Source organism: Vibrio sp. TRT 21S02 (assembly GCF_050113675.1).
GTDB lineage: Bacteria > Pseudomonadota > Gammaproteobacteria > Enterobacterales > Vibrionaceae > Vibrio.
The window spans coordinates 148,683-172,689 of record NZ_JBNJOI010000004.1 but is presented as its reverse complement, the minus strand read 5'-3'; the positions used below and the strand labels follow the sequence as shown (position 1 = coordinate 172,689).

At 44.0% G+C, this 24,007-nt stretch carries 17 protein-coding genes; 8 read left to right on the top strand and 9 right to left on the bottom strand.

The features are described from left to right. Positions 1-7: 7 nt before the first annotated feature. Positions 8-1,459: a sulfatase-like hydrolase/transferase gene (locus ACQEXU_RS06845; protein WP_427010199.1), complete on the bottom strand. Its 1,452-nt coding sequence runs from the start codon at positions 1,457-1,459 to the stop codon at positions 8-10. A gap of 200 nt (positions 1,460-1,659) precedes the next feature. On the opposite strand from ACQEXU_RS06845, the gene ACQEXU_RS06840 reads away from it, so the two are divergent. The 6 genes from ACQEXU_RS06840 (at position 1,660) to kdgR (ending at position 10,898) form a co-directional block, all read left to right on the top strand. Then, positions 1,660-3,378, top strand: a complete 1,719-nt coding sequence (locus ACQEXU_RS06840) for a DUF2264 domain-containing protein (RefSeq protein WP_427010198.1) — start codon at positions 1,660-1,662, stop codon at positions 3,376-3,378. A 45-nt stretch (positions 3,379-3,423) separates the two neighbouring features. After that, positions 3,424-5,343, top strand: a complete 1,920-nt coding sequence (locus ACQEXU_RS06835) for an ABC transporter substrate-binding protein (RefSeq protein ID WP_427010197.1) — start codon at positions 3,424-3,426, stop codon at positions 5,341-5,343. Positions 5,344-5,716: 373 nt separating this feature from the next. After that, positions 5,717-6,724 (top strand): ABC transporter permease, encoded by a 1,008-nt coding sequence (locus tag ACQEXU_RS06830; protein WP_367988873.1) that lies wholly within the window; start codon positions 5,717-5,719, stop codon positions 6,722-6,724. 3 nt (positions 6,725-6,727) lie between these two features. Next, the gene (locus ACQEXU_RS06825) at positions 6,728-7,888 is read left to right on the top strand and encodes an ABC transporter permease (RefSeq protein ID WP_367988874.1); all 1,161 of its coding nucleotides are present in this window, start codon (positions 6,728-6,730) and stop codon (positions 7,886-7,888) included. After that, positions 7,888-9,588, top strand: a complete 1,701-nt coding sequence (locus tag ACQEXU_RS06820) for a dipeptide ABC transporter ATP-binding protein (protein WP_427010196.1) — start codon at positions 7,888-7,890, stop codon at positions 9,586-9,588. Before ACQEXU_RS06825 ends, ACQEXU_RS06820 begins: the two co-directional genes overlap by 1 nt. Positions 9,589-10,112: 524 nt before the next feature. After that, entirely contained in the window at positions 10,113-10,898 is a 786-nt protein-coding gene (kdgR, locus tag ACQEXU_RS06815) for a DNA-binding transcriptional regulator KdgR (protein WP_427010195.1), read from the top strand. Positions 10,899-11,065: 167 nt separating this feature from the next. On the opposite strand, the gene ACQEXU_RS06810 is transcribed toward kdgR, so the two are convergent. Continuing rightward, positions 11,066-12,493: an OprD family outer membrane porin gene (locus tag ACQEXU_RS06810; RefSeq protein WP_367988877.1), complete on the bottom strand. Its 1,428-nt coding sequence runs from the start codon at positions 12,491-12,493 to the stop codon at positions 11,066-11,068. A 231-nt stretch (positions 12,494-12,724) separates the two neighbouring features. Continuing rightward, positions 12,725-14,062 (bottom strand): MATE family efflux transporter, encoded by a 1,338-nt coding sequence (locus ACQEXU_RS06805; protein ID WP_427010194.1) that lies wholly within the window; start codon positions 14,060-14,062, stop codon positions 12,725-12,727. Between the two features lie 104 nt (positions 14,063-14,166). Here ACQEXU_RS06805 and ACQEXU_RS06800 point away from each other — a divergent pair, with 104 nt between their 5' ends. Then, positions 14,167-15,117 carry a LysR family transcriptional regulator gene (locus tag ACQEXU_RS06800; protein ID WP_427010335.1) on the top strand — a complete coding sequence of 317 codons (951 nt, stop codon included), beginning with the start codon at positions 14,167-14,169 and terminating at the stop codon, positions 15,115-15,117. Between the two features lie 31 nt (positions 15,118-15,148). Here the strand turns inward: ACQEXU_RS06800 and ACQEXU_RS06795 are convergent, their stop codons facing one another. The 4 genes from ACQEXU_RS06795 to ACQEXU_RS06780 all read right to left on the bottom strand — a co-directional run bounded on the left by ACQEXU_RS06795 (position 15,149) and on the right by ACQEXU_RS06780 (position 18,799). After that, complete coding sequence (locus ACQEXU_RS06795) at positions 15,149-16,522, bottom strand: histidine kinase dimerization/phospho-acceptor domain-containing protein (protein ID WP_427010193.1); 1,374 nt, start codon at positions 16,520-16,522, stop codon at positions 15,149-15,151. Between the two features lie 4 nt (positions 16,523-16,526). Beyond that, positions 16,527-17,252 (bottom strand): response regulator transcription factor, encoded by a 726-nt coding sequence (locus ACQEXU_RS06790; RefSeq protein ID WP_427010192.1) that lies wholly within the window; start codon positions 17,250-17,252, stop codon positions 16,527-16,529. 176 nt (positions 17,253-17,428) lie between these two features. Then, positions 17,429-18,112 (bottom strand): spondin domain-containing protein, encoded by a 684-nt coding sequence (locus ACQEXU_RS06785; protein ID WP_427010191.1) that lies wholly within the window; start codon positions 18,110-18,112, stop codon positions 17,429-17,431. Positions 18,113-18,121: 9 nt separating this feature from the next. Further along, positions 18,122-18,799, bottom strand: coding sequence for a spondin domain-containing protein (locus ACQEXU_RS06780; RefSeq protein ID WP_427010334.1), 678 nt, complete (start codon positions 18,797-18,799; stop codon positions 18,122-18,124). A 319-nt stretch (positions 18,800-19,118) separates the two neighbouring features. On the opposite strand from ACQEXU_RS06780, the gene ACQEXU_RS06775 reads away from it, so the two are divergent. After that, positions 19,119-20,591: a C69 family dipeptidase gene (locus tag ACQEXU_RS06775; protein WP_427010190.1), complete on the top strand. Its 1,473-nt coding sequence runs from the start codon at positions 19,119-19,121 to the stop codon at positions 20,589-20,591. A gap of 100 nt (positions 20,592-20,691) precedes the next feature. On the opposite strand, the gene ACQEXU_RS06770 is transcribed toward ACQEXU_RS06775, so the two are convergent. Both ACQEXU_RS06770 and ACQEXU_RS06765 read right to left on the bottom strand, forming a co-directional pair. After that, positions 20,692-22,437, bottom strand: a complete 1,746-nt coding sequence (locus ACQEXU_RS06770) for a diguanylate cyclase domain-containing protein (protein ID WP_427010189.1) — start codon at positions 22,435-22,437, stop codon at positions 20,692-20,694. Further along, complete coding sequence (locus ACQEXU_RS06765) at positions 22,434-23,867, bottom strand: ABC transporter substrate-binding protein (protein ID WP_427010188.1); 1,434 nt, start codon at positions 23,865-23,867, stop codon at positions 22,434-22,436. Before ACQEXU_RS06765 ends, ACQEXU_RS06770 begins: the two co-directional genes overlap by 4 nt. Positions 23,868-24,007 lie beyond the last annotated feature (140 nt).

Sequence of the window (24,007 nt, the reverse complement as noted above, 5' to 3'; positions counted from 1 at the left end):
AATAGGGTTAAATCACCGCCATCATACGATAGAACCAAGTGCATAGTGGGTCATGATATTGCTGCATTTCTTGATACATCTCAGCTAATAGCGTTTGCTTAACGTCGAGGTAATCAGGGTGGTCAATCAGGTTCTCCATTTCTTCAGGATCATGCGTGAGGTGATACAGTTCGCTCTTTCCACTGGCGTTGAACACCAATTTGTATTCTTGATTGCGCCACATTCGCTGAGGGTATGGCGTAAAATGCCCGTTTTGTTGGGCAAGAATTCCTTTTCTTGGTTGGTACACTTGGTCTCTTAGCAGCGGCAATAGTGAGTGGCCGTCAAAAGATTCGGGTGTTTTTCCTGATGCCAAGTGCGCATAGGTTGCCGTGACGTCGTGTAGATAGACGAGCTCATTGTTTGTTGAGTTAGGAGAAGGGCTTTTGGGGTCTTTAATGATTAGCGGAATGCGGTAGGTTTGATCGAACATAAACTCACCTTTTTCAATCATACGGTGTGCGCCCATGGCGTCACCATGATCAGCTGAGACCACCATAAACATTTCGTCATAAAGGTTTTGTTGCTCAAGAAAATCGATCAATTTGCCTATCGCATCGTCAATTAGACTGATGTAACCCCAGTATTTACAGATGATTTGTTTCCATTCTTGTTCATCCAATGTCCACACGCCCCACATTTTTGCGATATTGGTGTAATGCTCGGGCTTGCCTTTCAATGGCGCATAAAAGCTTTTATCCAACGTAACCTGCTCAGGTTGATACATGGAAAAGTACGGTTCAGGGATCACGCAAGGTGTGTGTGGGCCCCAAAAATTGAGCCATAACGTAAAGGGACGTTGCTGAGTAAGACACTGTTTGATGTGGCTGATCGCTTCATCGACTAAAAAGTAGGGGATAGACGCTTCAACAGGGGCATTGAGTTGCGCGTAAAACTCTTGAATTTGTAGATTAGGATTGTTGCCAAACGTGCACTCGGTTACGTGTGGGATTTCAAATCCCTTCTCATTAAGCCACTCCAAGTAACGATTGCCATTTTGGGGAACACTATCAAAGGCAAGGTTTTGATAAACGCCGCTACCGGGGTAGGCATAACCATCGAAGTTGTGACCCACAAACCCATACTCACTGGGTAATTTTTTATGTCCAATGTGCCACTTGCCAATATAGAGATGCTGATGGTCCTCGAACTCTGAAATCAAATTTGCATCTTCGACGGGGACATCACATTTCTCACCTTCTTTGTCTGAGTTACACATGACGCCGTGATGCGATGGCATTTTTCCAGTAAAAAGCGACGTTCTTGATGGTGTACAGACTGACGATGCACAAAATGCTTGATTGAAGCGCATACCATCAGCGGCGATCTTATCCATATTGGGTGTGTTGACAATGTCATGTCCATAACATCCGAGCATATCTGCACGCGTTTGATCCATCAGAAGTAAAGTCAGATTCATACCTTATCCTATAAAAATGAAATTGCGTTTTAATTATATTGTTTCTTTCTGTCTGAAATTGTGAGCTGGGTGCTTGTTGAATTAAAAAATGAAACGTAGTTTTGATCTTCTTATCATAAATCTAAAAAAGCGTTTCAATAATTGATTCTTATGAGTTCTAATTCACTCATTGATGAATTTGTTGTTAAGAGAGCGGGCTTGTGGCACTGAGTTTGAAACAGCTAACAAGTAATGAGTATGGATTTGCAGATCGGCCAAATACATTGGCAATGCTGGAGCGCATAGCAGAACTTCAGATCCCGCTATTGATGTCGGCAGCTCAAGATACCCCGCGCTTTAATAGTGCCGCGCATTATCCGCAGCCTGTTGCGAAGATTGAACATGTATGCCGTTTATTGTGGGGATTAGCCCCTGCTGGCGACATCGCGGTGCAGCAACAAATTCGCGAAATGATTGTTCAGGGATGTGATCCTGAAAGCGAACACTATTGGCAAATGCCAACCCACTACGATCAAAGAGTGGTGGAAATGGCGTCTATCGCAACGGCGATAATTGATGCCCAAGCATATTATTGGGACCCGTTAACTGATAACGAAAAACACGCATTAGCACGCTGGTTATTGACGGTAAAAGATCTAGAGCTACCACCGAACAACTGGCGTTGGTTTCGTATTCTTATTCTGACGGCATTAGAACTGGTTGGTGCAAAGACAGATCAACAAGTGCTGCAACGTGATCTCGCGTTTGTTGACGAGCTTTATCTAGCCGATGGTTGGTACCAAGACGGGCGTGGCGGCGTTATCGATTATTACAACCCGTTTGCTTTTCAACTTTATGGCTTGATGTATGCGCGTTGGAGAAAAGGTGAGGGAGAACTTTGCCAGCGCCTAGTAAATCGTGCAGTTGAGTTTTCCCGTAGCTACCAATACTGGTTTGCCGAGGACGGTAAGCCTCTTTGCTACGGTCGATCATTAAATTATCGCTTTGCTGGTGCCGCATTCTGGGTTGAGCTTGCTCGCTGCGGCCATCGTGATGCAGATATCGCACTTGCACGAACTTGTTGGCAGCAAACCATGCAGTGGTGGGCTAAGCAACCCATTTGGGACAGCAATGCGCAATTACTGCCGGGTTACGCTTATCCCAATTTGCTTACGAGTGAATTCTATACCAGTTACGCATCACCAATGTTGGCGTTGAAAGCGTTCAATGCATTAGCCCTAAGTGAAGATCATCCATTCTGGCAAGCCAAATTGAAGCCATTATCGGACAGCATGACTCCAATGGCGATTGGCCAACATCATCAACTGGTTAGACGTGGTGGCAGCTATTTGATCACCAATGGTGCTAGCGCGAATGAATTACGAAATTGTGAAGACAAGTACGGCAAATTTGCTTACAGCTCAGATCATGGGCTTTGTGTAGAAAGCTGTCGCTGGATTGACCAAGGTTGGGCAGGAGACAACATTTTTGCCTTCCGCCATCCAGAAACTCAGCAATGGTTTAGTCGTACCAAGAATACCGATAGCTACACTTTTGACGGTGCCCTGGTTTCCATTTGGCAGCCTTTTAATGGTTGCGAAGTGAAAACAACCCAAAGATTCACCAAGGACACGGAAGTCCGACTTCATCAAATAAAAGCTGATCAAGCATTGGATTTTGTGATGACGGGCTATGCAGTGAATTGTTGGAATGCTTGGTTTAGCCACCAACAACCAAGGGCTGCGAGAGTGGAGTCTGACGAATTATTTAGTGAACTGATAATGCTAGAAGGAAAAGCGGATACGTGCGTTTTTCCTTGTGCACCGAACACCAATTTAATACATCCCCATGCAAGTGTTCCCGCTGTGACTGGGCGCGTTGTCGCCGGTGAAACGGTATTGCTGGTGGAAGTGCATGCTGGAAAACTTCCGGCTAATTAACAAAATTTAACCCTAAATCTCATGAATCACATCAGGGAGTGACTGATGAACAATAACAAAAACTTACCTCTACTAGGCAAGGTAGCGCTTGCGGTGGCCGCATCGGTATCTTTTTCCGCATGGGCAAATACGTACAGTGAAGCGCCTGCTTTGAAACAGCAAGTAGAAGCAGGACAGTTGCCTCCTGTGGCGGAGCGTTTGCCTGAAAACCCGCTAGTTGTTGAGCCATTTGAGTCCGTTGGCCAATATGGTGGCACGCTGAATCTTGTGGGTAAAGTGGTCGATAATGGTCACCGAATCCGTACGATTGCGTATGACAACCTATTCAATTTTGATGTTCACTACTCTAAGGTTGTACCGAACCTAGCCACTGGCTTTACGGCAAATGCTGAAAATACGGAATTCACCATTAACTTACGTAAAGGTGTTAAATGGTCTGACGGTGCACCGTTTACAGCAGAAGATATTGCTTATTACATCAATGACGTGATTGGCGACCCGGGCCATGCCGGTAACCGCCCGTTAGCACTGCCAACGCACGAAGCGGCGAAAGCGGAAGTGATTGATAAGCATACAGTAAAAATTACGCTGGCGAAGCCAAATGGCTTGTTTATTCGCAGCTTAGCGACGGTGGATAGTGAAAGCTTTACAGCGTTTCCGAAACACTACTGTTCTCAATTCCTTCCGAAATACAATCCGAAAGCAGAAGAAAACGCGAAAGCAGCAGGTTTTGACTCTTGGCGTCAGTATTCTTCAACACGTTGTGAAGCGCATTACTTTATCGAGCACTACAACAATGTTGACCGTCCAGTATTGACGGCATGGAAAGTGAAAACACCACCAGGACCAAATGCCAGCTTTGCTGAGTTTGAGCGTAACCCGTATTACTGGCAAGTGGATACAAAAGGGAATCAGCTACCTTACTTAGATAGCGTTCGCTGGCGTTACAGTGAAGACCAAGAAGAGATGGTTCTGCGTGCAGCGAATGGTGAGGCTGATTATCAGCACCGTCACATTGGTAAACCAAACTACCGTTCACTATTGATCGAAAACGAGAAGAAGAGCGGTTACACCTACGAGTTTCGTCCTAATACACGCAGTACCGAGCTGGCTATTGCACTGAACCAGACAGCAAAAGACCCGCTAAAACGTGAACTGTTTAGTAATAAAGACTTCCGTATTGCGTTGTCTCATGCGATTGACCGTGAAGAAATCAGCGAAACGGTTTTCTCCGGTGCGGTAGGGCCTTATCAAGCTGCGCCATTAGAGATTTCGCCATTCTATGATGAAGAAATGGCCACGCAGTACACGGAATTTGATCAAGACAAAGCAAACAAGTTGTTAGACTCACTTGGTTTAACTAAGCGTGACAAAGAAGGTTACCGACTACTGAAAAATGGTGAGCGTCTGCGCATTGAAGCAATGTCGAAAGTTAACGACAAAGGCGTATTAGCTGATTCGCTTGAGTTGGTGAAAAATCAATGGAAAGACGTGGGTATCTTCCTTGATATCCGTGTGTTGGAAATCAACCACGTTATCAACCTTCGCTTAACCAATGATTTTGACATGATCCCAATTGTTGGTGATGGTGGTGCAGGTATTATTGATGAAGCGCGTCACTATATGCCGTTTAGTCCTGAATCAACATGGGGTCTAGGTTATTACCTATGGGCGAATGAACCGGACAATGAGTTTGCCGTTGAACCACCAGCGCATGTGAAGAAACAGCTGGATCTTTGGAAGAAAGTGGAACAGAACTCTTCGCAAGAAATGCAGTTTAAATACATGAAAGAAATTATCGATATTGCACAAGAGAATTTCTATGTAATTGGTACGGTAGAAGCGTTACCAGTGGGTGTTGTGGTCAACAATAAACTACGCAATATACCTGAAAACATGCCTCAGTCATGGACATTCCCAACGCCTGGACCAATGCGAATGAGCCAGATTTGGAAGCAACAGTAAACCTTTAACCTCAAATTCAAGCCCCGCCACTTTGGCGGGGCTTTTTTTATGCCAGCTGATAGGTGACTGCTTTAAAACTATCTCTGGTAACAAGAACTTTTAATATCATCAATAAATGAATGAAACCCGATGTGTTTTCAAGATGAATAGTTTGGTCTTGATCACGCTTCAGCGCATTTATGTCGATCGTGTCATCATAAAAATGAAAAAGCGTTTTAAAAATAAACTCGCATGCGTTCTAATAAAAATGAATAGAGTGACTGAGTATTAAATCTGTTTCATTGGTTCCCCATCAAGAGCAGAAAACCACATTCAGTAACTCAAATTTTAAAGAGCGATTATTCCTAAGCAGGATTGGAATTAAGGAACAAAAATGAGCAGTTTTTTTCTGTTTATAGGTAAGCGGTTGTTGTCCATGTTGGTGACAGTTTTCGCCGTATCTATTGTGATTTTTGCGGTCATCGATTTGCCTCCGGGCGATTTCGCGTCTTCAAAAATTGCAGAATTACAATCAATGGGCCAAACCGTTGACCCACAGATGATTTTTACCTTGCGTGAGATGTATGGTTTGGATAAACCACTTCTAGAGCGCTACTTTGACTGGATGCTAGGCTTGATGACTGGCGATCTGGGCATCTCTCTAACCAACAACCAACCCGTATGGGACACCATTGAGCCACGTATTTGGCCAACGGTCGCGTTAGCGGGTGCGGTGTTCTTATTCCAGTTCCTCGTGGCAATTCCAATTGGTATGTACTCGGCACTACGTCAATATTCGTGGGGTGATTACATCGCAACCATCTTTGGTTTCATTGGCATGGCAACCCCTAACTTCGTTATTGCAATCCTAGCGCTACTTATCGGTTACTACAGTTTTGACACTATGGTGTCCGGCCTTTATTCCGAAGAGTTTCTGGACCAGCCAATGTCATGGGCAAAGTTCATGGATGCTGCTTCTCGTAGTTGGATTTACATTTTGGTTGTGGGCACGGCTGGTATGGCAGGGATCATTCGTATTATGCGTGCCAACTTGCTTGATGAGCTTAAAAAGCCGTATGTGAAAACAGCTCGAGCAAAAGGGCAGACTGAAGCTAAGTTGATCATGAAGTATCCGGTTCGAATCGCTATCTTGCCGATTGTTTCAACCATTGGTTGGATGCTCCCAGCACTGCTTGGTGCAGATATTATCGTGAGTCAGGTTATGAACATTCCAACACTTGGGCCACTGATGCTGTCTGCTTTGCGAGCTCAAGATATGTATGTCGCAGGCGATGTTCTGCTGATTATGTCGATTCTTACCATTATCGGTACCTTGATTTCAGACCTGCTGCTCTACTGGGTTGACCCACGAGTTCGAGTAGGCGTAGCGAAGGAGTTTTAAGTCATGACCGCTTCAACATTAAATGTATTTGATCGGCTGTTCAGTCGTAAGAAAAAGCAACTGGATCTAACAACGGCAACCCAGTGGCAATTAATTGGCCTCAAGCTACGTCAGCATAAACTCGCTTGGTACAGCATGTGGTTCTTAGTGTGGATTTACTTCATTGCCATTTTCGCTGAGTTTTTTGCACCATTCGATCCAAGCGATAACTGGCGTCGTTATACCTATGCTCCACCGCAAGCGGTGAGTTTATTTGAATCCACCGAAGAGGGTTGGCGCTGGGCTCCACATCTTGATTTTTACAAGAGTAAAACGGATCCGCGCACGTTAAAGCGTCACTATACGCTTGATGAAAGCAAGAAAGTTTACTTCTCATTTTTTGGTAAGACAGAAACGTACGAGTTACTTGGTTTTATCCCAATGAATCGTAAATTCATTACGCCAGATAACCCGAAACAGCCATTCTTTGTTCTTGGTTCGGATCGGATGGGGCGTGACATGTTATCTCGTCTTATTTACGGCGCACGTATCTCATTGTCTGTAGGTCTTATGGGGGTATTTACCACCTTTGTTTTAGGGATTGTGATTGGTGGTATTTCTGGTTACTTCGGTGGTGCTGTTGATAACTTCATTCAGCGTAGTATCGAGTTCATGAAGTCTATCCCGACATTGCCATTGTGGATGGCGCTCTCGGCATCACTGCCTGCGGAGTGGAGTTCTCTAACAAAATATTTCCTGATCACTATTATTCTTGGCCTTGTTTCATGGCCGGACATGGCAAGGGTAGTGCGAAGCCGCTTTATGTCATTGCGCAGCGAAGAATATGTGGCTGCAGCATGGCTTGACGGCAATAGTCCGTTTGAAATTATCCGTCGTTATATGGTGCCTAACTTCCTGAGCCACATTATTGCGGTTGTAACGCTTGCGATTCCAGCCATGATTCTGGGCGAAACGGCACTGAGCTTCTTAGGCTTGGGCTTGCAAGCGCCAATGGTAAGTTGGGGTGTCTTACTGCAAGAAGCACAGAACATTCGAGCATTGGCTGAAGCCTCTTGGCTACTTATCCCAGCCGTGGCTGTCGTTGTAGTGATTCTGGCAATGAACTTTGTTGGCGATGGTCTGCGTGATGCTTGTGACCCATACCATGATCAGGGAGCAAAATAATGAACAATAAAATTCTACAAGTTAAAGATCTCAATGTGAGCTTCCCGACCAGCACGGAGCATTTCCATGCAGTAAAAGGGGTGAGTTTTGATCTTTTCCGTGGTGAAACCCTCTCTGTCATTGGTGAGTCAGGGTCAGGTAAGTCGGTAACGTCTTCAGCGATCATGCAGCTTCTTGAGAAACCGGGCCGCATTGATTCAGGCGAGATCCTTTATCAAGATGAAACAGGACAAATTGTCGATATTGCGCAAATTGACCCGCGTAGTCAGGAAATGCGTTCAATCCGTTGCTTTAACATTTCACTGGTTTCTCAGGAGCCAATGGCGGCTTTGAGCCCAGTGCATACGGTTGGAGACCAAATTAAAGAAGTACTGTGTTTGGTGGATCCTGACATCACTAAGGATGGCGCTCATCAGCGTGCTGTGGAGTTATTGCATCAGGTACAGATGCCAGAGCCAGAAAGTTTAATCAATAAATATTCGTTTGAACTTTCGGGAGGCCAGCGTCAACGAGTTGTGATTGCCATGGCGATCGCTTCCAATCCCGATATTCTAATTGCTGACGAGCCAACAACAGCACTCGATGTGACAACTCAAGCTGAGATTTTAGATCTGTTTGCTGCGTTGCAACGTCAATGCGGAATGGCGATTCTGTTTATTACCCATGACTTAGGTGTGGTTGCACAAATCTCTGATCGCGTTGCTGTGATGGAGAAGGGCGTGCTGGTGGAATGTGGCGATGTACGTCAGATATTTGAAGCACCTAAACATCCATACACACGTAAGCTTATGGAAGCGACGCGTGCGTTAGAAAAACCATCGAAAGTGAAAGTGCCATTTGAGTTGGAAAAACAAGGTGCAGTGCGTCCAATTCTTAACTTGCATGGCGTTACTAAGGTTTTTGAAAAACCAGCAAAAATGTTCCAGAAAAAGCAGTTTATGACGGCTGTAGATAACGCCAACCTTGTGCTTTATCCAGGGGAATCTTTGGGTATTGTTGGGGAGTCGGGCTCAGGTAAAAGTACATTGGGCCGTGCGATTCTAGGTATGTCTCCTGCGTCAGAAGGTTCAATCCAATACATGGACAAACAATCTGGTATCGAGTTGGAGCTTTCTGATTACAAACGTCAAAAACGCGATCCGCTGTTTGCTGATTTACGTTTGATATTTCAAGACCCGTGGTCATCACTCAACCCACGAATGACGGTGTTTGATATTATCGAAGAGCCACTCACCAAACTTCGTACTGAAATGAGCGCCAAAGAGCGTGAAGATCGCGTGCGTAATATCATGAAGTGGGTTGGATTACCGCCTGAGTTTTCAAGTCGTTATCCTCACGCCTTCTCGGGTGGTCAGCGCCAGCGTATCGTTATTGCACGTGCTTTGGTCACCATTCCTAAGGTAGTGATTGCGGACGAAGCGACAGCAGCGCTGGATGTATCGTTGCGCTCTCAGGTGTTGGATTTGTTGATTGAGTTCCAAAACACTTATGGAACATCCTTTATTTTGATCACACATGACATTGCAACTGTGAAGTACTTCTGTGACCGAGTGTTGGTGCTTCAGCATGGTCATATTGTTGAACAAGGTGATGTGGAACAGGTTATCTATCAGCCTCAGCAAGAGTACACCAAAGAGTTGATCTCAGCCGTACCGGTAGCAGAACTGCCCCCGGAGGACGCAATAAAAAAGATTGCATAGCGCCATAATAATGGGGCGAATGACAACACAAGCCTCCTATTTAATAGGAGGCTTATTTTATTCAATAAAAATGTGACGATGTATTTGAGAATAAATCTCATATATTTCCGGTAATTATCATTTCTAGTTCTTTAGTTTTAGTATTTGTTAATGCTTGCAAATTAAACAGAATAGCGTCTAATACATTCTTATTTTTAATCGAAAATTAATAGCGTATTAAGTATCTTACAATCGAATGGCGTGCTGATTGTGAAAGTCAAACAGTAAATTCCTTTTCTCTCAAAGTTTTAAATATTCAACTGGTTGTTATCACACCACTCACTATTTATGAGATGGCGAACGAAAAAAATGAATATTACCTCTTTTTTTTTGTAGAACATTATTTTAAATTGTATGAAATATATGTTGACAGAAATTTCGGGCACGGTTTGGAATAATAAGCACATAATATTTTTTTATGTGCTTTAGTCGAGTCAAACACAACAACACCAAACCGTGCTGCAATATGATATAGGTAAATAATAATGACTAACGGGAAACAACCTGAATCCGTCTCTTCTGTACTTAAAACATTTGGAATCTTACAAGCCCTTAGTACTCAAAAAGACATTGGTATTAGTGAACTGGCTCAGCGCCTGATGATGTCAAAGAGTACGGTTTATCGCTTTTTGCAGACCATGAAAACTCTAGGCTACGTTGCTCAGGAAGGGGAAAGTGAAAACTACTCCTTAACACTGAAGCTATTTGAACTAGGTTCTACTGCCTTAGAGTACGTTGATTTGGTTGACCTTGCTGACATCGAAATGCGCCGCATTTCTGATCTAACAATGGAAGCATTGCACTTAGGCGCGCTGGATGGCGACCACATCATTTATATCCACAAAATTGACTCCAAGTACAACTTACGCATGCAGTCGCGTGTAGGCCGTCGTAACCCGCTTTATTCAACTGCGATTGGTAAAGTGTTGCTGGCTGAGCGTGAAGAAGAGGAAGTAAAACGTATTCTTCAAGATGTAGAGTTTACTAAATCAACAGAGCGTACGCATGAGACGGTAGCGTCACTTATTGATGAGCTAGTTACTGTTCGTGAAGCGGGCTATGGTGAAGATAACGAAGAGCAAGAAGTTGGTCTGAGATGCCTAGCTGTCCCAGTTTATGATCGCTTTAATAACGTGGTGGCGGGTATGAGTGTGTCTCTGCCGACCATTCGCTTTACAGAAGAGAAGAAAACAGAGTACATTGCGGAACTGCACGCGGCGGCGGCAAGAATCTCAGCCAAGCTGGGTTGCAAGGCATACCCACACGGTTAATGATTCACGATCGAATGAACATAAAAACCTGCTGATATCAGCAGGTTTTTTTATGACTGCGCATCATGGATAGTAGATATTGAGCAGTATTCACTTTATCTCTAACTGATACAAAAAAGCCCGGCTGATGAAGCCGGGCAAAAATGACAGTATCTAAGATGGCAAGATTATTTTAGCTTAACACTGTATGAAATAAGCAGTTTCAGGTCGTTACGGTCGGCTTTATGAACAATGTCATCACCACGGAACTTACCGCGATAGGCGCGAATGTTTAGACCTTCTAGAGAACCGTCAAGGAATTTGTAGCCAACGTTCCAGTCAAAAGAACGCATGGTACCGTTGTACTCCTTTTCAGTTTTGCTTGAGCGTACGTTAGTACCGTAGTTACCACCAATACCAGCCGTTAGCTCAGGTAGATCCCAATCAGCAAAGTTATAGTTCAACGCAAGTTTAACCGCGCGTGTACCATCAGTGTTGTAATCATCTAGCTGAGATGTTGTTTGCTGGAAGTTACGGTTGTCGGAGTTTGCCCATGGCGTTAAGCGGAAGTTGTAGTTGAGCTCTTGGCCGTCAGTATCCGTGCTGCTTACGCCTGCAATCCATGTAAAGCCGCCATGTTTCACTTTTGCACCTAGCGCTAAGTAGCTTTGCGCTTTTGCATCTGTAACGTCGGTAAGAGCGGTTTCTTCAGCCACTGAGCCGTGGTAGAAAGCAGAAAGATCAAGCTTTGCTGCGCCTAGATCAAAGTTGTACTTACCAAGTGCTTGCCAGTTTTGGCGGTAGTCTTTACCAATGCCGTAACCTAGGTCCACTTGACCGTTATCAAACTTGTAGATTGCACCAACTGTTTGGATATGATCGATGATCGTGTTTGTTGTATCAACGCCTGACTTTTGGTTTTGGTGCCATTTTGTTGTCATTGGTAGGAATTCTTTGCGCCAGTCATTTTTAAACTGATCCGCAATTGCATAACCGACAACTAGGTCACCAAAGTGAGCTTTTGCTTCAAGGCCACGATACGCATGTGGGTTAAGACCCCAGCTAGAGCGAATGGTACCAATGTTAATGCGCGTGTAACCACCGCGAAGTGCAAGGCCGATGTCGTCATCACCGAATTTTGCTTTTAGTGCAGCAACAGAAAGGGCTGCGTATGATTTCTCACACCCTTTGCCATCGTAAGCTGGGTTGTTTTCACATGAGTGGTCGTAGTACAGGATTTCAGACATACCAGTGGTATTACCCAGCTGAATATTAGTATTTGCCCAAATATCTAAACCAACGGTGTCTTTGAAGTAGCCTGATTTATAATCCCACGCGAGTTGTAGCGTTTGGTTTTCAATGTTTGGTTCCCAAACACCGTCAGCGTTTTTCTGTTCACGATCTCGAATGTATAAGAAAGAGTGTAGGTTGGATGTTGAACTGTCATAAAACGCTTGCTTTGCTTCAGTTGCAAGATCAACTGCGGCCGCACTTTCATTTAATACATCATTAGGATCGGCATTGTTTGCCATCACAGAGCCTGATGCTAACGCAGCCAATACAGAAGCGCTAATCAGGGACAGATTGGTTCTATGTTTCATATCCATGCATTCCATTTATTGTTAGTAAGGGTGTAATTGATTTACCGTTCTAATAATATGGATTTATTTTATAATTTAAATAGAAACGACGTTTTAAAAATACAAAACCAGATCTTCATCATAATTAAAAAGATATTGTGATTTGTGTTTATGCAGATGGTTTTATAGCTGATTTCACGATTGGTTTAGAAGGGAAGAATAAAAAAAGCGCCTTGATTTCTAAGGCGCTTTTTACTGTTTGAATGATTAAGCTTCGGAGTGTTGAAGTAAAGGTGAGCTGGGAGCTCTTAGACGTTGCACTAACATAATGAGTAAGAGGATACCTGTTGCTGCCAAACCAACACCAATGCCACCCCAAATACCTGCTAGCTCATGACGCTCCATGAACCACCACGCTGCGGGGAGGCCAAAACCCCAATAACCAATGGCAGTGATCACGGTTGGGCCAATCACAATCTTCATACCACGCAGCAGATTAATCGCGAGTAGCTGCCAAGCATCGACGATAAAAGATAATGCGACCACCCATAACACAGATTCAAGTAATACAGAGGTACTTGCATCTAAGCCGAAAAATAGTGCGATGTACTCTGGCCACAACATAAAAGCGCCAGCAAGTACGATACTAATACCGCTAACTAGCGTAAAACTGCGCATCGCCGTTCGTTTGATCCCTGCCATATCATTGGCCCCAAAATCTTGCCCGACTAATATTGCTGCTGCCTGAGAGAAGCCAAAGTTAATGTTCCAGGTAAAGCTCAGGCATTGTAAGAGTATTTGGTGTAGCGCTAATGCGGTGATGCTGATGGCTCCAGCCATCAAAGTTCCGCCATAAATAAGTCCATGTTCTAACAGTGCAGCCAGTGCAATGGGAAAGCCCATTGCAAGTAATGGGTTCATGAGTGACAACGAGTACTCATCAAGTTGTAACCATGGCGCAAATTTTTGATATTCAGGACGGCGGAAGATCCATATACCATAACCGATTGTCACCAGTAGCGTAGCCAGAGCAGTTCCGGCCCCAAGGCCTGTTAACCCAAATCCCATGTTGAAGGCTAAAATGTAGCTTAAAGGTACGTTAAGAAGGATAGTTACTGCAGACATGACCATGATTGATCTTACATCGCCCAATACGCTGGTTAATCCGCGCAAGACCAACATGAGCAGAGCAGGGAGCATGGTCCATTTCAACGCATCAACATATTGCATGGCTAGTGTGATGACTTCGTCAGGCTGATGGGCCAGTTTGAGTAACTGCGGTGCAAATTCAAACCCGAATGTGAGAACCACTGTCAGCGCTACAGAAAGTAATATGGCTCCTTTTACTGCCAGCCGTATTTGTTGGTTACCGTATTCAGGACGTGACAACCGTTGCCCGTAAGCAATCGCAATTAAGTTTGCAACACAACCAACGGTGCTTCCTGCGATGATGAAGACAAAAGAGTAAATCGAGGCGCCTAAACCACCAGCAGCAAGATCTGCGACACTAAGGCGAGACATCATCCACACATCGGTGAGAACAAGTGCCATTGCGATTAACTGTGACATGATCAGTGGAAATGCCAGTGATAAGATTTTCTTCATAGCAGCCTCATAAGAATTATTCGGCAACGTTAAGGGGTATTGCTCTGGTGTTCAATTGACTTTTATGCCAATCTGGCATTCCTTAAACTCATGTGAATTGAATGATGGTACCTTACTCAAATCTTCCTTACTCTCACAATGCGTTGAAAGTGTTTGAAGCGGTTGCACGTAAGATAAGCTTTACCTTCGCCGCTGATGAACTCAATGTTACGCAAAGTGCCGTTAGCCGTCAGGTAAAACAGTTGGAGGATGAGCTCAAGACATCTCTAGTGGTACGAAAACATCGTGCTATTGAGCTGACAGAGGAAGGGTTAGCTCTCTTCCATGCGCTACAAAAAAATTATCAGTCCCTCGATGCTCTCATTGAATCTTGGCGTGGTCCCAAGAGCAAAAGAATAGTGATTAAGGCTGCGTTGAGTTATGCCACTCGAGCGTTATTACCAAAAGTTCATTTGTTGAATGAACGTTACCCTGACTATGAAATTGCCATTGTGCCTACGTTTGATGAAGAAGAGAGTGTAAACAGCCCCGATTACGATTTGCTGATTTTTACCACTCGGTTAAAGGAACGCTATAAAAACAAGCCTGACATTACCTTTATGCGTGAAGAGTACATGGCACCCGTCGGGGCAGAGAAGCTCTTAGGGAATGACACTTCATTAGAGGCCATTCTGAATAAACCCAGAGTTCATTCTTCGCTTGATCACCATGATTGGAATGTATGGCTTAAGACCGCAAAACATTCTTCTACTAAAGCAAACCGAAATACCAGTTTTTACAGCTTGGAATTAGCCCTGAGTGCGTGCTTGTCAGGACAAGGAGTGACAGTGACGGACTTATTACTGATCTTACCCGAGCTGAAGCGAGAGTATTTACAATGCCCAAAAGCGGTAGAAATACAACACAGTGACTGGCGTTACTACTGTCATGCACGTACTCAAAGTGATGTCATCGAAGATATTCGATTGTGGTTGGAAGAGCAGACAAAACAAGAGTTAGCAGTATTGAAGCAACTCGCCAATCAAAATGGTTGGCGAGGCGTAATAGATGTTTAACTAAGCCAATTATTGCTTCATTTTTTAACGATTATGGTGCAGCACGCAATACAAAACGCTGGTGGTATTGTGTCTTATTCGCCGAGGTTTGTAGGTAACTGTGGTGAAGCATTAAAATCGATTGAACAATCCGGCTACCAATGCCCAGTGACCCACTCGGAGCATCCTGCCAAACTGGGTTGGTCAGTTCGAATTCGATGTTGTCTTTGTCTTTCAAACTGACCGTTAGCGTAACAATCGACTCCGTTGGGCTATGCCGCAGTGCGTTTTCAAGTAAGTTGTGTAGCGCACGTTCAAGCAACATGCGATCGCCTATGGTGATCAACCCAGTATCTATTTTAGTATCTAGTGTGAGGTTTCTGCGGCGAAACTGGCCTTCAAACGTTTCTTGAACATCGTGCAATACATGGCAAAGATCAACTCGTTCATAACGATATGACAGAGATTTTGTTGGTCGTTTTGCCGATTGGAGCAACTGATTTAAATGCGCAGAGAGCTTTTCACTGTTTCTGTAAGCCACTTCGATCAGCGGATCGGGCGTATCTTGCTGTAGCCGCCACGTTTCAAGGTAACCAAGAATACTAGAAAGCGGTGTTTTTAGATCATGGCTCAGTTGCAACAAGGATTCTGTTTGTTGATTGCTCTGGTATTCTGCCTGCAGAAACTGTTGTTGGATGTGTTTTGCCATCAGATGATATTGGTGAGCGATGGGTACCAGCTCCGGTACCTGCCGTGTGAAATCGGGTGATAGGCGAAAGTCTTGATCCGCTTGCTGCTGCAATTTACGTGTTACGTGCTCTATTGGGCGTAATAAGTTACGTTGTACTAACCAATAAACTGTACCCGCAAAGCCAATGATTGAGACCAAAAACAGTATGATGAGTGCAACATACGGCGTATCAACTTCCGCTTGTAAAATGGCGTTGTGCTTGCTGCTGCCAATGACAACATACAAATAACCAATCACAGAACCGAACTCTTCGATAGCAGCGACGGAAAAGACTTTTTGTTCACCGGGATTGCGGGGATCGTCTCCCAGTATCGGGAAAGGGTCATCTAATAGGAAACGTCGAATAGGAATCAGATCCACGCTTGGACTCAGTACGGCATCTTCAGGGGCTGCGTGAGTCGTGATCTTACCTTGAGCATCCAAAAAATAGATCTCAAAGTCTGGGCCAATCAACATCAGAGTATGGAAGATAGACTTTAAGGCGTCAGGGTTGTAGTTAGTGCCAATCATTAACGTATTATCGTCACGCATATGAATGGCCAGTTCTTTGTGTAGGCTCTGTTGAGCACGTTGCTCAATGGTTTCTTTTTGCCAGTTATAAGTCATGGCGATTAACACCGATGATAGGCAAAACCATAAGCAGGTAAAAACAAATAAACGTGTCTTAAAACTCATCTTTTTATGCTGGTTGGAACTTGTAGCCAACGCCCCATACGGTTTGAATATAATGATGCTCAATCTCTGAGCTTTTTAGCTTGTTTCTCAGCCGATTCACTGTGCTACACACAGTATGGTGATAGCCTGAATGGTCTGTTTGCCAAACATGGCTTAATAGTTCATCTTTGCTATAAACTCGACCGGGTCGCTTCGCCATAAAATGGAGCAAGGCAAATTCGTTGGCGGTAAGGTGAACGGATTGGTTGTCTAACGCTACATGGTGATGTGTTGGGTCAATACTGAGTGTTCCAAACAACAGTTGCGAGTCGGAAGTTGGCTTGGTTTTAGCCAGATCACGACTTTGGATTCGCCTTAACACGTTACGCACTCGGGCCTGAAATTCTAAAACGCTAAAGGGTTTGGTGATGTAATCATCCACGCCAGCCTCCAGTCCATCCACTTTATCGATTTCACTATCTCGTGCTGTCAGCATTAAAACTGGTGTCCAGTCATTCCTATCTCTTAAGTAATGGCAGATGTCGATGCCGTCGCCATCTGGTAAGCCTCTATCAAGCACAAGTAAATCGAACTTTTCTTTTTCGTAACTGGCAATTGCATGCTTGAGGTGTTCTTTGCGCGTCACTGTGTGACCCTGAAACTTTAAATGCAACTGCATCAATTCGGCTAAATCGTCGTCATCTTCAACTAACAATATGTGGGCGGCAGTCAATGCGTTGGTTTGCTGCATGAATCTATTCCTTTTGAGGATGCATCAACCAATCGACCGGACATAAAGCCAGTTTCTTTCACTCCTCTTTGAGAATAGAGAAGCAAGAGTATTAAGAAAAAAGTAGATCACCGACCTCAATATCACGGACAGATAAAGAGCGAGAGGGCCTGGCCAGCGATCTACAAACTTAAAGCTTAATTGTTACGCGTTATTGTGATGACGGCGCCTGGGTTAAGAAAACGGTGGTTTGCAGAAAGAGCAGAACCAATCAATCCGTCATCCTGACTCACGACTCCGGGATGGAAAGTGACGGCATCGTCATCATTACGTGCAGCGTTAAAACCTTCACCTCCGCCCGCTGGACCGGGAATGGTTGCCGCAGACTCGTCGTTACCTTCTGTACCAGCATCCCAAACGTTCATGGTCATTTGGTAGCTTTCTCCAACCGAAAGACTTTTGATATCAAAAGCATTTTTAGCAACAAAAGCATCATTCGTATTGACCAGCATAGACGCAACAGACAGGTAACCCCCACGATGTGGATTAACCTTGATGGTCACAGAGTCTGTACCACCGGGGACAATCACACCATTACCAGAGGCGCTACGATGAACGTTTCGGCTACTCGAAGACAGCGCCAGAAGCTCTGCATTGCTACCACCTTCGGCAAGGTATTCCAATTCGGTGGAAGCGCTTTCTCCGACAGTAAAGAGTGAAAACTGGTTGTTATGAGATAGCACAGCCAAAGGAGAAAGAGGCTGATTGGCCATAACATTCTTCACTGTGATGGTGTAATTTTGATTTTTATTATTACTTGTATCCGGACAGCCTGCGAGCAAGCCAACAGCACCGGCAATGAAAAGGAGTTTGCCTTTCATAGTGCCTCCTTAATTGACGACAATAGTCACAGTAGCGACAGGGTTTAACCAGCGATGAGCACTATTATCAAGATCGCTAAGTCCACCATTTGCATCTGCATCCCCTAAGTTTCCAGGGTGGATGTGAACGGTGTTATTTGTGATTGAGGTTTCAACTCCTGAGCCACCTGAACCGAAGGTGATAAATGGTGGATTTGGCATACTTGACGCAAGTTCGTCATTCGCTTCTGTGCCTGCATCGTAACTGTTGAGTGTGAGTGTATATGTGCCCGGTGCTGAAGGGATTTTCCAGCTATCTAAGCCCACGAAACCATCGTTTGTTGGCAACAACATGGCGGAAAGAGAAAGGTATTGGTGACTTCCTGTATCAATTGAAAACTGCGTTTGAGCTGCTGGATTCAAAATACCACTAGCTGGGTTTTCTACGAGAGTTGCACCCGCATTGCCTAACAATGTTGCAAGCCCGGAAATATCACCACCTTCTGCCATTGCCTGCAATTCTGGTGTTGCTGCTATTCCGGTGCGGAACATTTGAGTACCAGAGTCATGAGCTGCGGCAATGATCGGCGTAAAGTAGATCCCTTTGGTGGCGTTAGTTAAAGTGATATCTAACTGAGCAGCAAAAGTAGGCGAGCAAACAGTAGCGAGTGCTGCAGCTATCAATCCGAGTTGAGTCTTTTTCTTGATCATGATGTCTTCCTTTATCTTCAGGCTTGTTGTTCTGACGGGTTAATCATGACAAACAGAAATGACAGCCATCTCATGAAAATCTCATAAATTTCTCACAAATTTTCCATTATTCATTTCCTTGTGATTCACTGTGATATTGCGCATTTTGTTATTTATATTTCTGTGTTTTTTATAAATTATAGTGTGATCTATGGTTAGTTAATTGTTTTTCAAGGGATATACACTGCATGACTAAATGGATAAAAAGAAAGACTGAGTAAGCAAATACACCAACTTTCCCGAATAGCTATGCAAACCACCTTATGGAGATCAACGAATGAAAACATGGTCCGTGACAATTGTTTCAGCGGCTGTCGCTGCACTGATTAGTGGTAGCGCTGTTGCGTGTACCGGCATTATTATTGGTAAAGGAGCAACCGCTGATGGCAGTATCATGATTGCTCGTAATGAGGACTTTGGAATCAACAACTGGAATAAGTACTTAGCTTTCAGGCCTGCCCAGAAAAATGAGCCGGGCAATTGGACGCTGGGTAATGGGTTGGTGGTGCCAATGCCTGCCGAATTTTATGCTTACTCAGCAATCCCTGATTGGGACGCGAATACGGTAGACAGTGCCGGTAAGTATTATGAAGAGCGTGGGATTAACGAGTTTAATGTCGCAATCTCAGCGACGACCAGCGCGGAAGTGAATGATAAAGCCCAAAAGGCAGATCCTTTAGTCAAAAAAGGTGTGATCGAAGCGGTCATTCCTTCACTTATTTTGCCACAAGTCAAAACGGCGAAGCAGGGGGTAGAGTTGCTTGGTCGCTATATTGAAGAATTTGGTGCAGGAGAGGGAAACAGCTTATACATTGCTGATCCTAACGAAGCATGGTTGATGGAAATAGGTTCTGGGCATCATTGGATTGCGGTAAAAGTACCTGATGATAGCTATGCAATGATTGCCAATGGCCTTCGTGTTCATGGCGTTGATCTTGGTAGTGCGGATGTGCTGCATTCACCGAAAATCGTGGACTTTGTTAAGCAGAATAAACTGTTAGATGCTGTAGACCCTGCTTCATTCAATTTTGCAAAAGCATTCGGTGTTGTTGGAGATGTCTACAATATTGATCGTGAATGGTTAGGACAAAAGATGCTTTCGGCTAGCCACAAGCAAGCATCCCGCCAAGAGCAGTATCCACTGTTCTTGAAACCGGATGAGAAAGTGACCGTTAATGATGTGGCAGAACTACTCAGTGCCACATACAAAGGAACGGAGCTCGAAAAAGAGGGCCAACGCCCAATTCGTGTCGAGCGTCAATTGGAATCGCATATTATCCAACTGCGACCAGAAATGCCGCGTGAACTGCAAGGTTTGATCTGGCAAAGTTTTGGCGTGCTTCCTGAATCGGTGCTGATTCCACTGTATAGCTCATTAGATACTTATCCTACCGCCTATACGGTTGGCTCCGATACTTACACGGATGATTCTGCTTATTGGCAATTCCGCAGCCTAACGTCATTAGCAGCAGCAGATCCAGATAAATACCTGCCAATGCTAAAAGCGACATGGGATAAAGAAGAAAGCAAGCTGTATCAGCAAGTGAGTAACTTAGATATGACACTAAAATCGTTATATCAACAAGACAAGCAGGCTGCGCTTGATATGGCAGCAGATTATTCCTACGGTCAGCTTCAACGTACCTTAACCATGGCAACAGAGATCCGCTATAAAATGATGACAGATTTAACTAAGAGTACGGAGAAAAAGTACTCAAAAGAAGAGTTTGAAAAAATCATGAACCTATAGGTTTATAGAACTCGCCACTAACGTGACATATAAAAGAGTGTTGCGGCACTCTTTTTTGTACGAGTATGTTGCTTGTAGGAAAGGCGGTGTGTGCAACCTATTACACGATGTTTATGCTGTTTCGAGTTTCCTTCGCTTGGTAAAGTGCCTGATCCGCTTGGATATAGGCGGTTTCTGAGTCGATATCTTCCAATGCATTAACGACCTTCACACCAATTGATAAGGTAACATATTTAGAAACAGTAGAACCTTGGTGAATCTCTTTTAGCTGAGCAACAGACTCCATGATTCGCTCTGCAATTACTTCAACTTGGGTTTTTCCTGTATAGGGCAATATCACTGCAAATTCTTCACCACCGATTCGCGCCACAAAATCCCCTTTTCGAGTGCAATGAGTGGTGAGAATATCTGCAATTTTCACGATAACTCGATCTCCCGCAGGGTGGCCATAGAGGTCGTTATATTGCTTGAAGAAATCGATATCTAAGATCATCAATGCGATTGGTTGTGTTTTATTCTTACATTCATTAATGGATTGATTTAACGTGCTAGTAAACTGGTTTCGATTGTTGAGCTTGGTTAACGGATCGGTCTTGGCCATGGTTTGCACTTGTTTTACATATCCTTGAAGTAACACTAGAGCTTCCTCCATGTCACCCAGCTCATCTCGATATTGGCGCTCAATATCAAGGGCTGTATTTCCGTAAGAGAGTTCGATGATATTGGTTCGAATATTGGTGACGCGTGCAACAACATGTCTTTGAATAAAGAAATAGGCAATTGAAAGGCTGAGAATGATGCCGAAAATCGCGATACCCCAGAGCACTCGCTTTTTGTGCTCAAGTTTACGTTCTGCAACTTCAGCTTCCTTAGCAAGTACGTCTTGCAAATAAACGCGAATTTGTTCTCCAGTGACCAGAAGATCATCCGCGGTTGTCGCTTGCTGAGAAATGAGCGTTTCTATAACCTTCTCGGTTCGAATATATGCTAACTGATTGTTGAAAACGGAGATAGCGCCGGAATAAAGAGCTTTTGCATCAGACAACCATTCCCTCGAAGTTTTCCTAATCTCTTTATTTTCTAATTGAGATACATGCTCTTCGATGCTGTTACTCAACTGGAAGACTTCACGTTTAAGTCTGTTCAGTTCATTCACGTTTTCTGATGTTGAGGCTTGCACCATCAACTCCGATAACAGAAAAGCTCTTGTGTATACATTGAGGAATGTCCTAACACTTTCGATGGTATTTTCTGCCTCAATATGGCGATGAGAATGTGTAGTTGCGAATGCGTGCCCGTCTAAAGAGATGCTTTTTTCGAGATCTTGATTGAGCTCCAAAAGCTTGGGTAGAAGCTTACTTTTTGTTGTCTCAAGAAGCGCCAGTACTCTTGGTATCACCCTTTGCTTATGACTGTTTATTTGTGCTCGAGCGATGAACAGTTGAGCAAGGTGATCGGTATGGATAATGTATTGGCGAATACGGTCATTCACACTTTCAAGCTCATCTCGACGTTGTGCTAAAAGAGGAGAGGTGAGCAGTTGAGTGTTCAGTTCACGAATTTGCTGCCAAGAGTATTTAAGACGCTGGATATGAACCGGGGTGTTAATGCTTCTCTGCTCAGACTTTAGGGCAAAAAGCTCTGATTTAAGGTTGGCGCTGCTGGATTGGAGCCGGCTAACCTGTTCCTTCAGTGGTACAAACTGAATCGCAGCGCGTTGATACGAATCGCTCAATTGTTGGGCGGTGTTGTTAGCAACCATAACGGTCAGTAATGTCAATATACCTATGACGCTAATGGACAGGTACAGTTGCTTTTTGATTGAGCGATATTCGTAGTCCTTCACTCCGCCAACATCGCCTCTTCGCCGTACAGGTTCTGTAATGTCGTAATCTGAGTTGTCAATGCTTGGAGTGTGGCATCAATATTATTGCCACTTGCTATGCTATAAGCGGCTTCCATTAGCTTAGGATAAATAGAACCCATAGCGGTACTGGTAAAGTGCCCATATCGGTTTATTTGATCTTTCCAGCTTTGATCAGACAGTTCACTGGACGCGAGAGCCTGCCATTGAGGGGAGTTCTTCTCTAAACTATCCATGAGATAACGGACAACGTCCAATCGACAAGGATTACCGCCCCCCTTTGCGTAAGCTAACTGGCTTTCGAAGCTACTGACATAACGTAATAACCAATATGCCGCTTCTGGGTTTTTGCTGTCATAACTTACGGCAAAAGAATAAGCACCATGATATGGCTTGCCCCCCGCAACTGTAGAAATACCCAATTCTGCATCAGGTAGATTTTGATTAACTTTTCCTGAAATCGCCCATAGGTTGTTGTAAGAAAATGGACTCATCGCCACCTTACCTTGATTTAAGGCTTGCGCTGTTTCAAAAAAGGCGAAGTTTTCGTCGGCAGGAATCGCATATTGCATTAGGTCAACGTAGTAGCTTGCGGCTGCCTTAGCTTGCTCGGATTGTGAGCGGGCATGGAAACCTTGAATATCATTTCCCTGATATTCAGGAACAAACCATTTTCCGCCCATTCCCCATAAAATTGACGACAACTCATCATTGATATGAGGCTTATTCCCAGACATTAACGCTACGCCATAGAAATCATGCTGCAATGTTTTTCCTGCAAGTTGAGTACCTTTAGGGCGGGTAAAAAACTCAGCGGTATCTCTTAATTGTTGGAAGGTTTGTGGTGGGGTCAGTTCGTAACCGTATTTCTTCTTAAAGTTTGCTTTCTCTTGTGGGTGTTTAAATAGGTCACGACGAAAGTGGTTCCCCATAACATAAGAATTATAAGGCAAGCTGTGAATTTCATTCTTATAAGACAGAATACTTTGCAATGCTGGGTAGTAATTGTTTGTCAGGGTTGAAAGGTATTTTTCGGCCTGTGGGTCATAGTTTTGCACAAGCTCACGAATAGGTACGGTATAACCGTTGGATGCCCACTCTTTTGCCCAGCCGGCTTCGATAGTGACAACGTCAAATAAGCCTTGCCCATTTTGCATTGAGCTGGTTTGTAATTGATACATTTCCCCTAGTGATACTGAGCGGACGTCAACGGGTACCCCTGTCGCTTTCGTAAAATCAGCGACGATATTGTCATTGAGATAATCGGTCCAAAACCCTTTTTCTGCGACTAAAGTTATTGGTGTTTTATTACTGATGCTTGGTAACGGTACTGTTGGTTTTAAATCAACCAAAGTTTGACCAATAACGGAAAAAGAGAGTAAAGGTAAAGTCCATGTAAAACGCTTTGGCATAATTTATAAACTCCCTTTATAAATGCTTATAGTTTATTAAATGCTGTAATGTATTCTAAGTAGCTGAATATCGCAATGTTTGTTGTGTTAAATATAGCGTCTTATCCGTAAAATTTCTGTGGTAATTTATGGCTTTTTTA

Coding starts and splice junctions, on each gene's coding strand:
- ACQEXU_RS06785 (WP_427010191.1), bottom strand. CDS start 18,112: ATGAAAGGCAAACTCCTTTTCATTGCCGGTGCTGTTGGCTTGCTCGCA.
- ACQEXU_RS06790 (WP_427010192.1), bottom strand. CDS start 17,252: ATGCAGCAAACCAACGCATTGACTGCCGCCCACATATTGTTAGTTGAA.
- kdgR (WP_427010195.1), top strand. CDS start 10,113: ATGACTAACGGGAAACAACCTGAATCCGTCTCTTCTGTACTTAAAACA.
- ACQEXU_RS06765 (WP_427010188.1), bottom strand. CDS start 23,867: ATGCCAAAGCGTTTTACATGGACTTTACCTTTACTCTCTTTTTCCGTT.
- ACQEXU_RS06810 (WP_367988877.1), bottom strand. CDS start 12,493: ATGGAATGCATGGATATGAAACATAGAACCAATCTGTCCCTGATTAGC.
- ACQEXU_RS06830 (WP_367988873.1), top strand. CDS start 5,717: ATGAGCAGTTTTTTTCTGTTTATAGGTAAGCGGTTGTTGTCCATGTTG.
- ACQEXU_RS06800 (WP_427010335.1), top strand. CDS start 14,167: ATGGTACCTTACTCAAATCTTCCTTACTCTCACAATGCGTTGAAAGTG.
- ACQEXU_RS06825 (WP_367988874.1), top strand. CDS start 6,728: ATGACCGCTTCAACATTAAATGTATTTGATCGGCTGTTCAGTCGTAAG.
- ACQEXU_RS06820 (WP_427010196.1), top strand. CDS start 7,888: ATGAACAATAAAATTCTACAAGTTAAAGATCTCAATGTGAGCTTCCCG.
- ACQEXU_RS06795 (WP_427010193.1), bottom strand. CDS start 16,522: ATGAGTTTTAAGACACGTTTATTTGTTTTTACCTGCTTATGGTTTTGC.
- ACQEXU_RS06835 (WP_427010197.1), top strand. CDS start 3,424: ATGAACAATAACAAAAACTTACCTCTACTAGGCAAGGTAGCGCTTGCG.
- ACQEXU_RS06805 (WP_427010194.1), bottom strand. CDS start 14,062: ATGAAGAAAATCTTATCACTGGCATTTCCACTGATCATGTCACAGTTA.
- ACQEXU_RS06845 (WP_427010199.1), bottom strand. CDS start 1,459: ATGAATCTGACTTTACTTCTGATGGATCAAACGCGTGCAGATATGCTC.
- ACQEXU_RS06775 (WP_427010190.1), top strand. CDS start 19,119: ATGAAAACATGGTCCGTGACAATTGTTTCAGCGGCTGTCGCTGCACTG.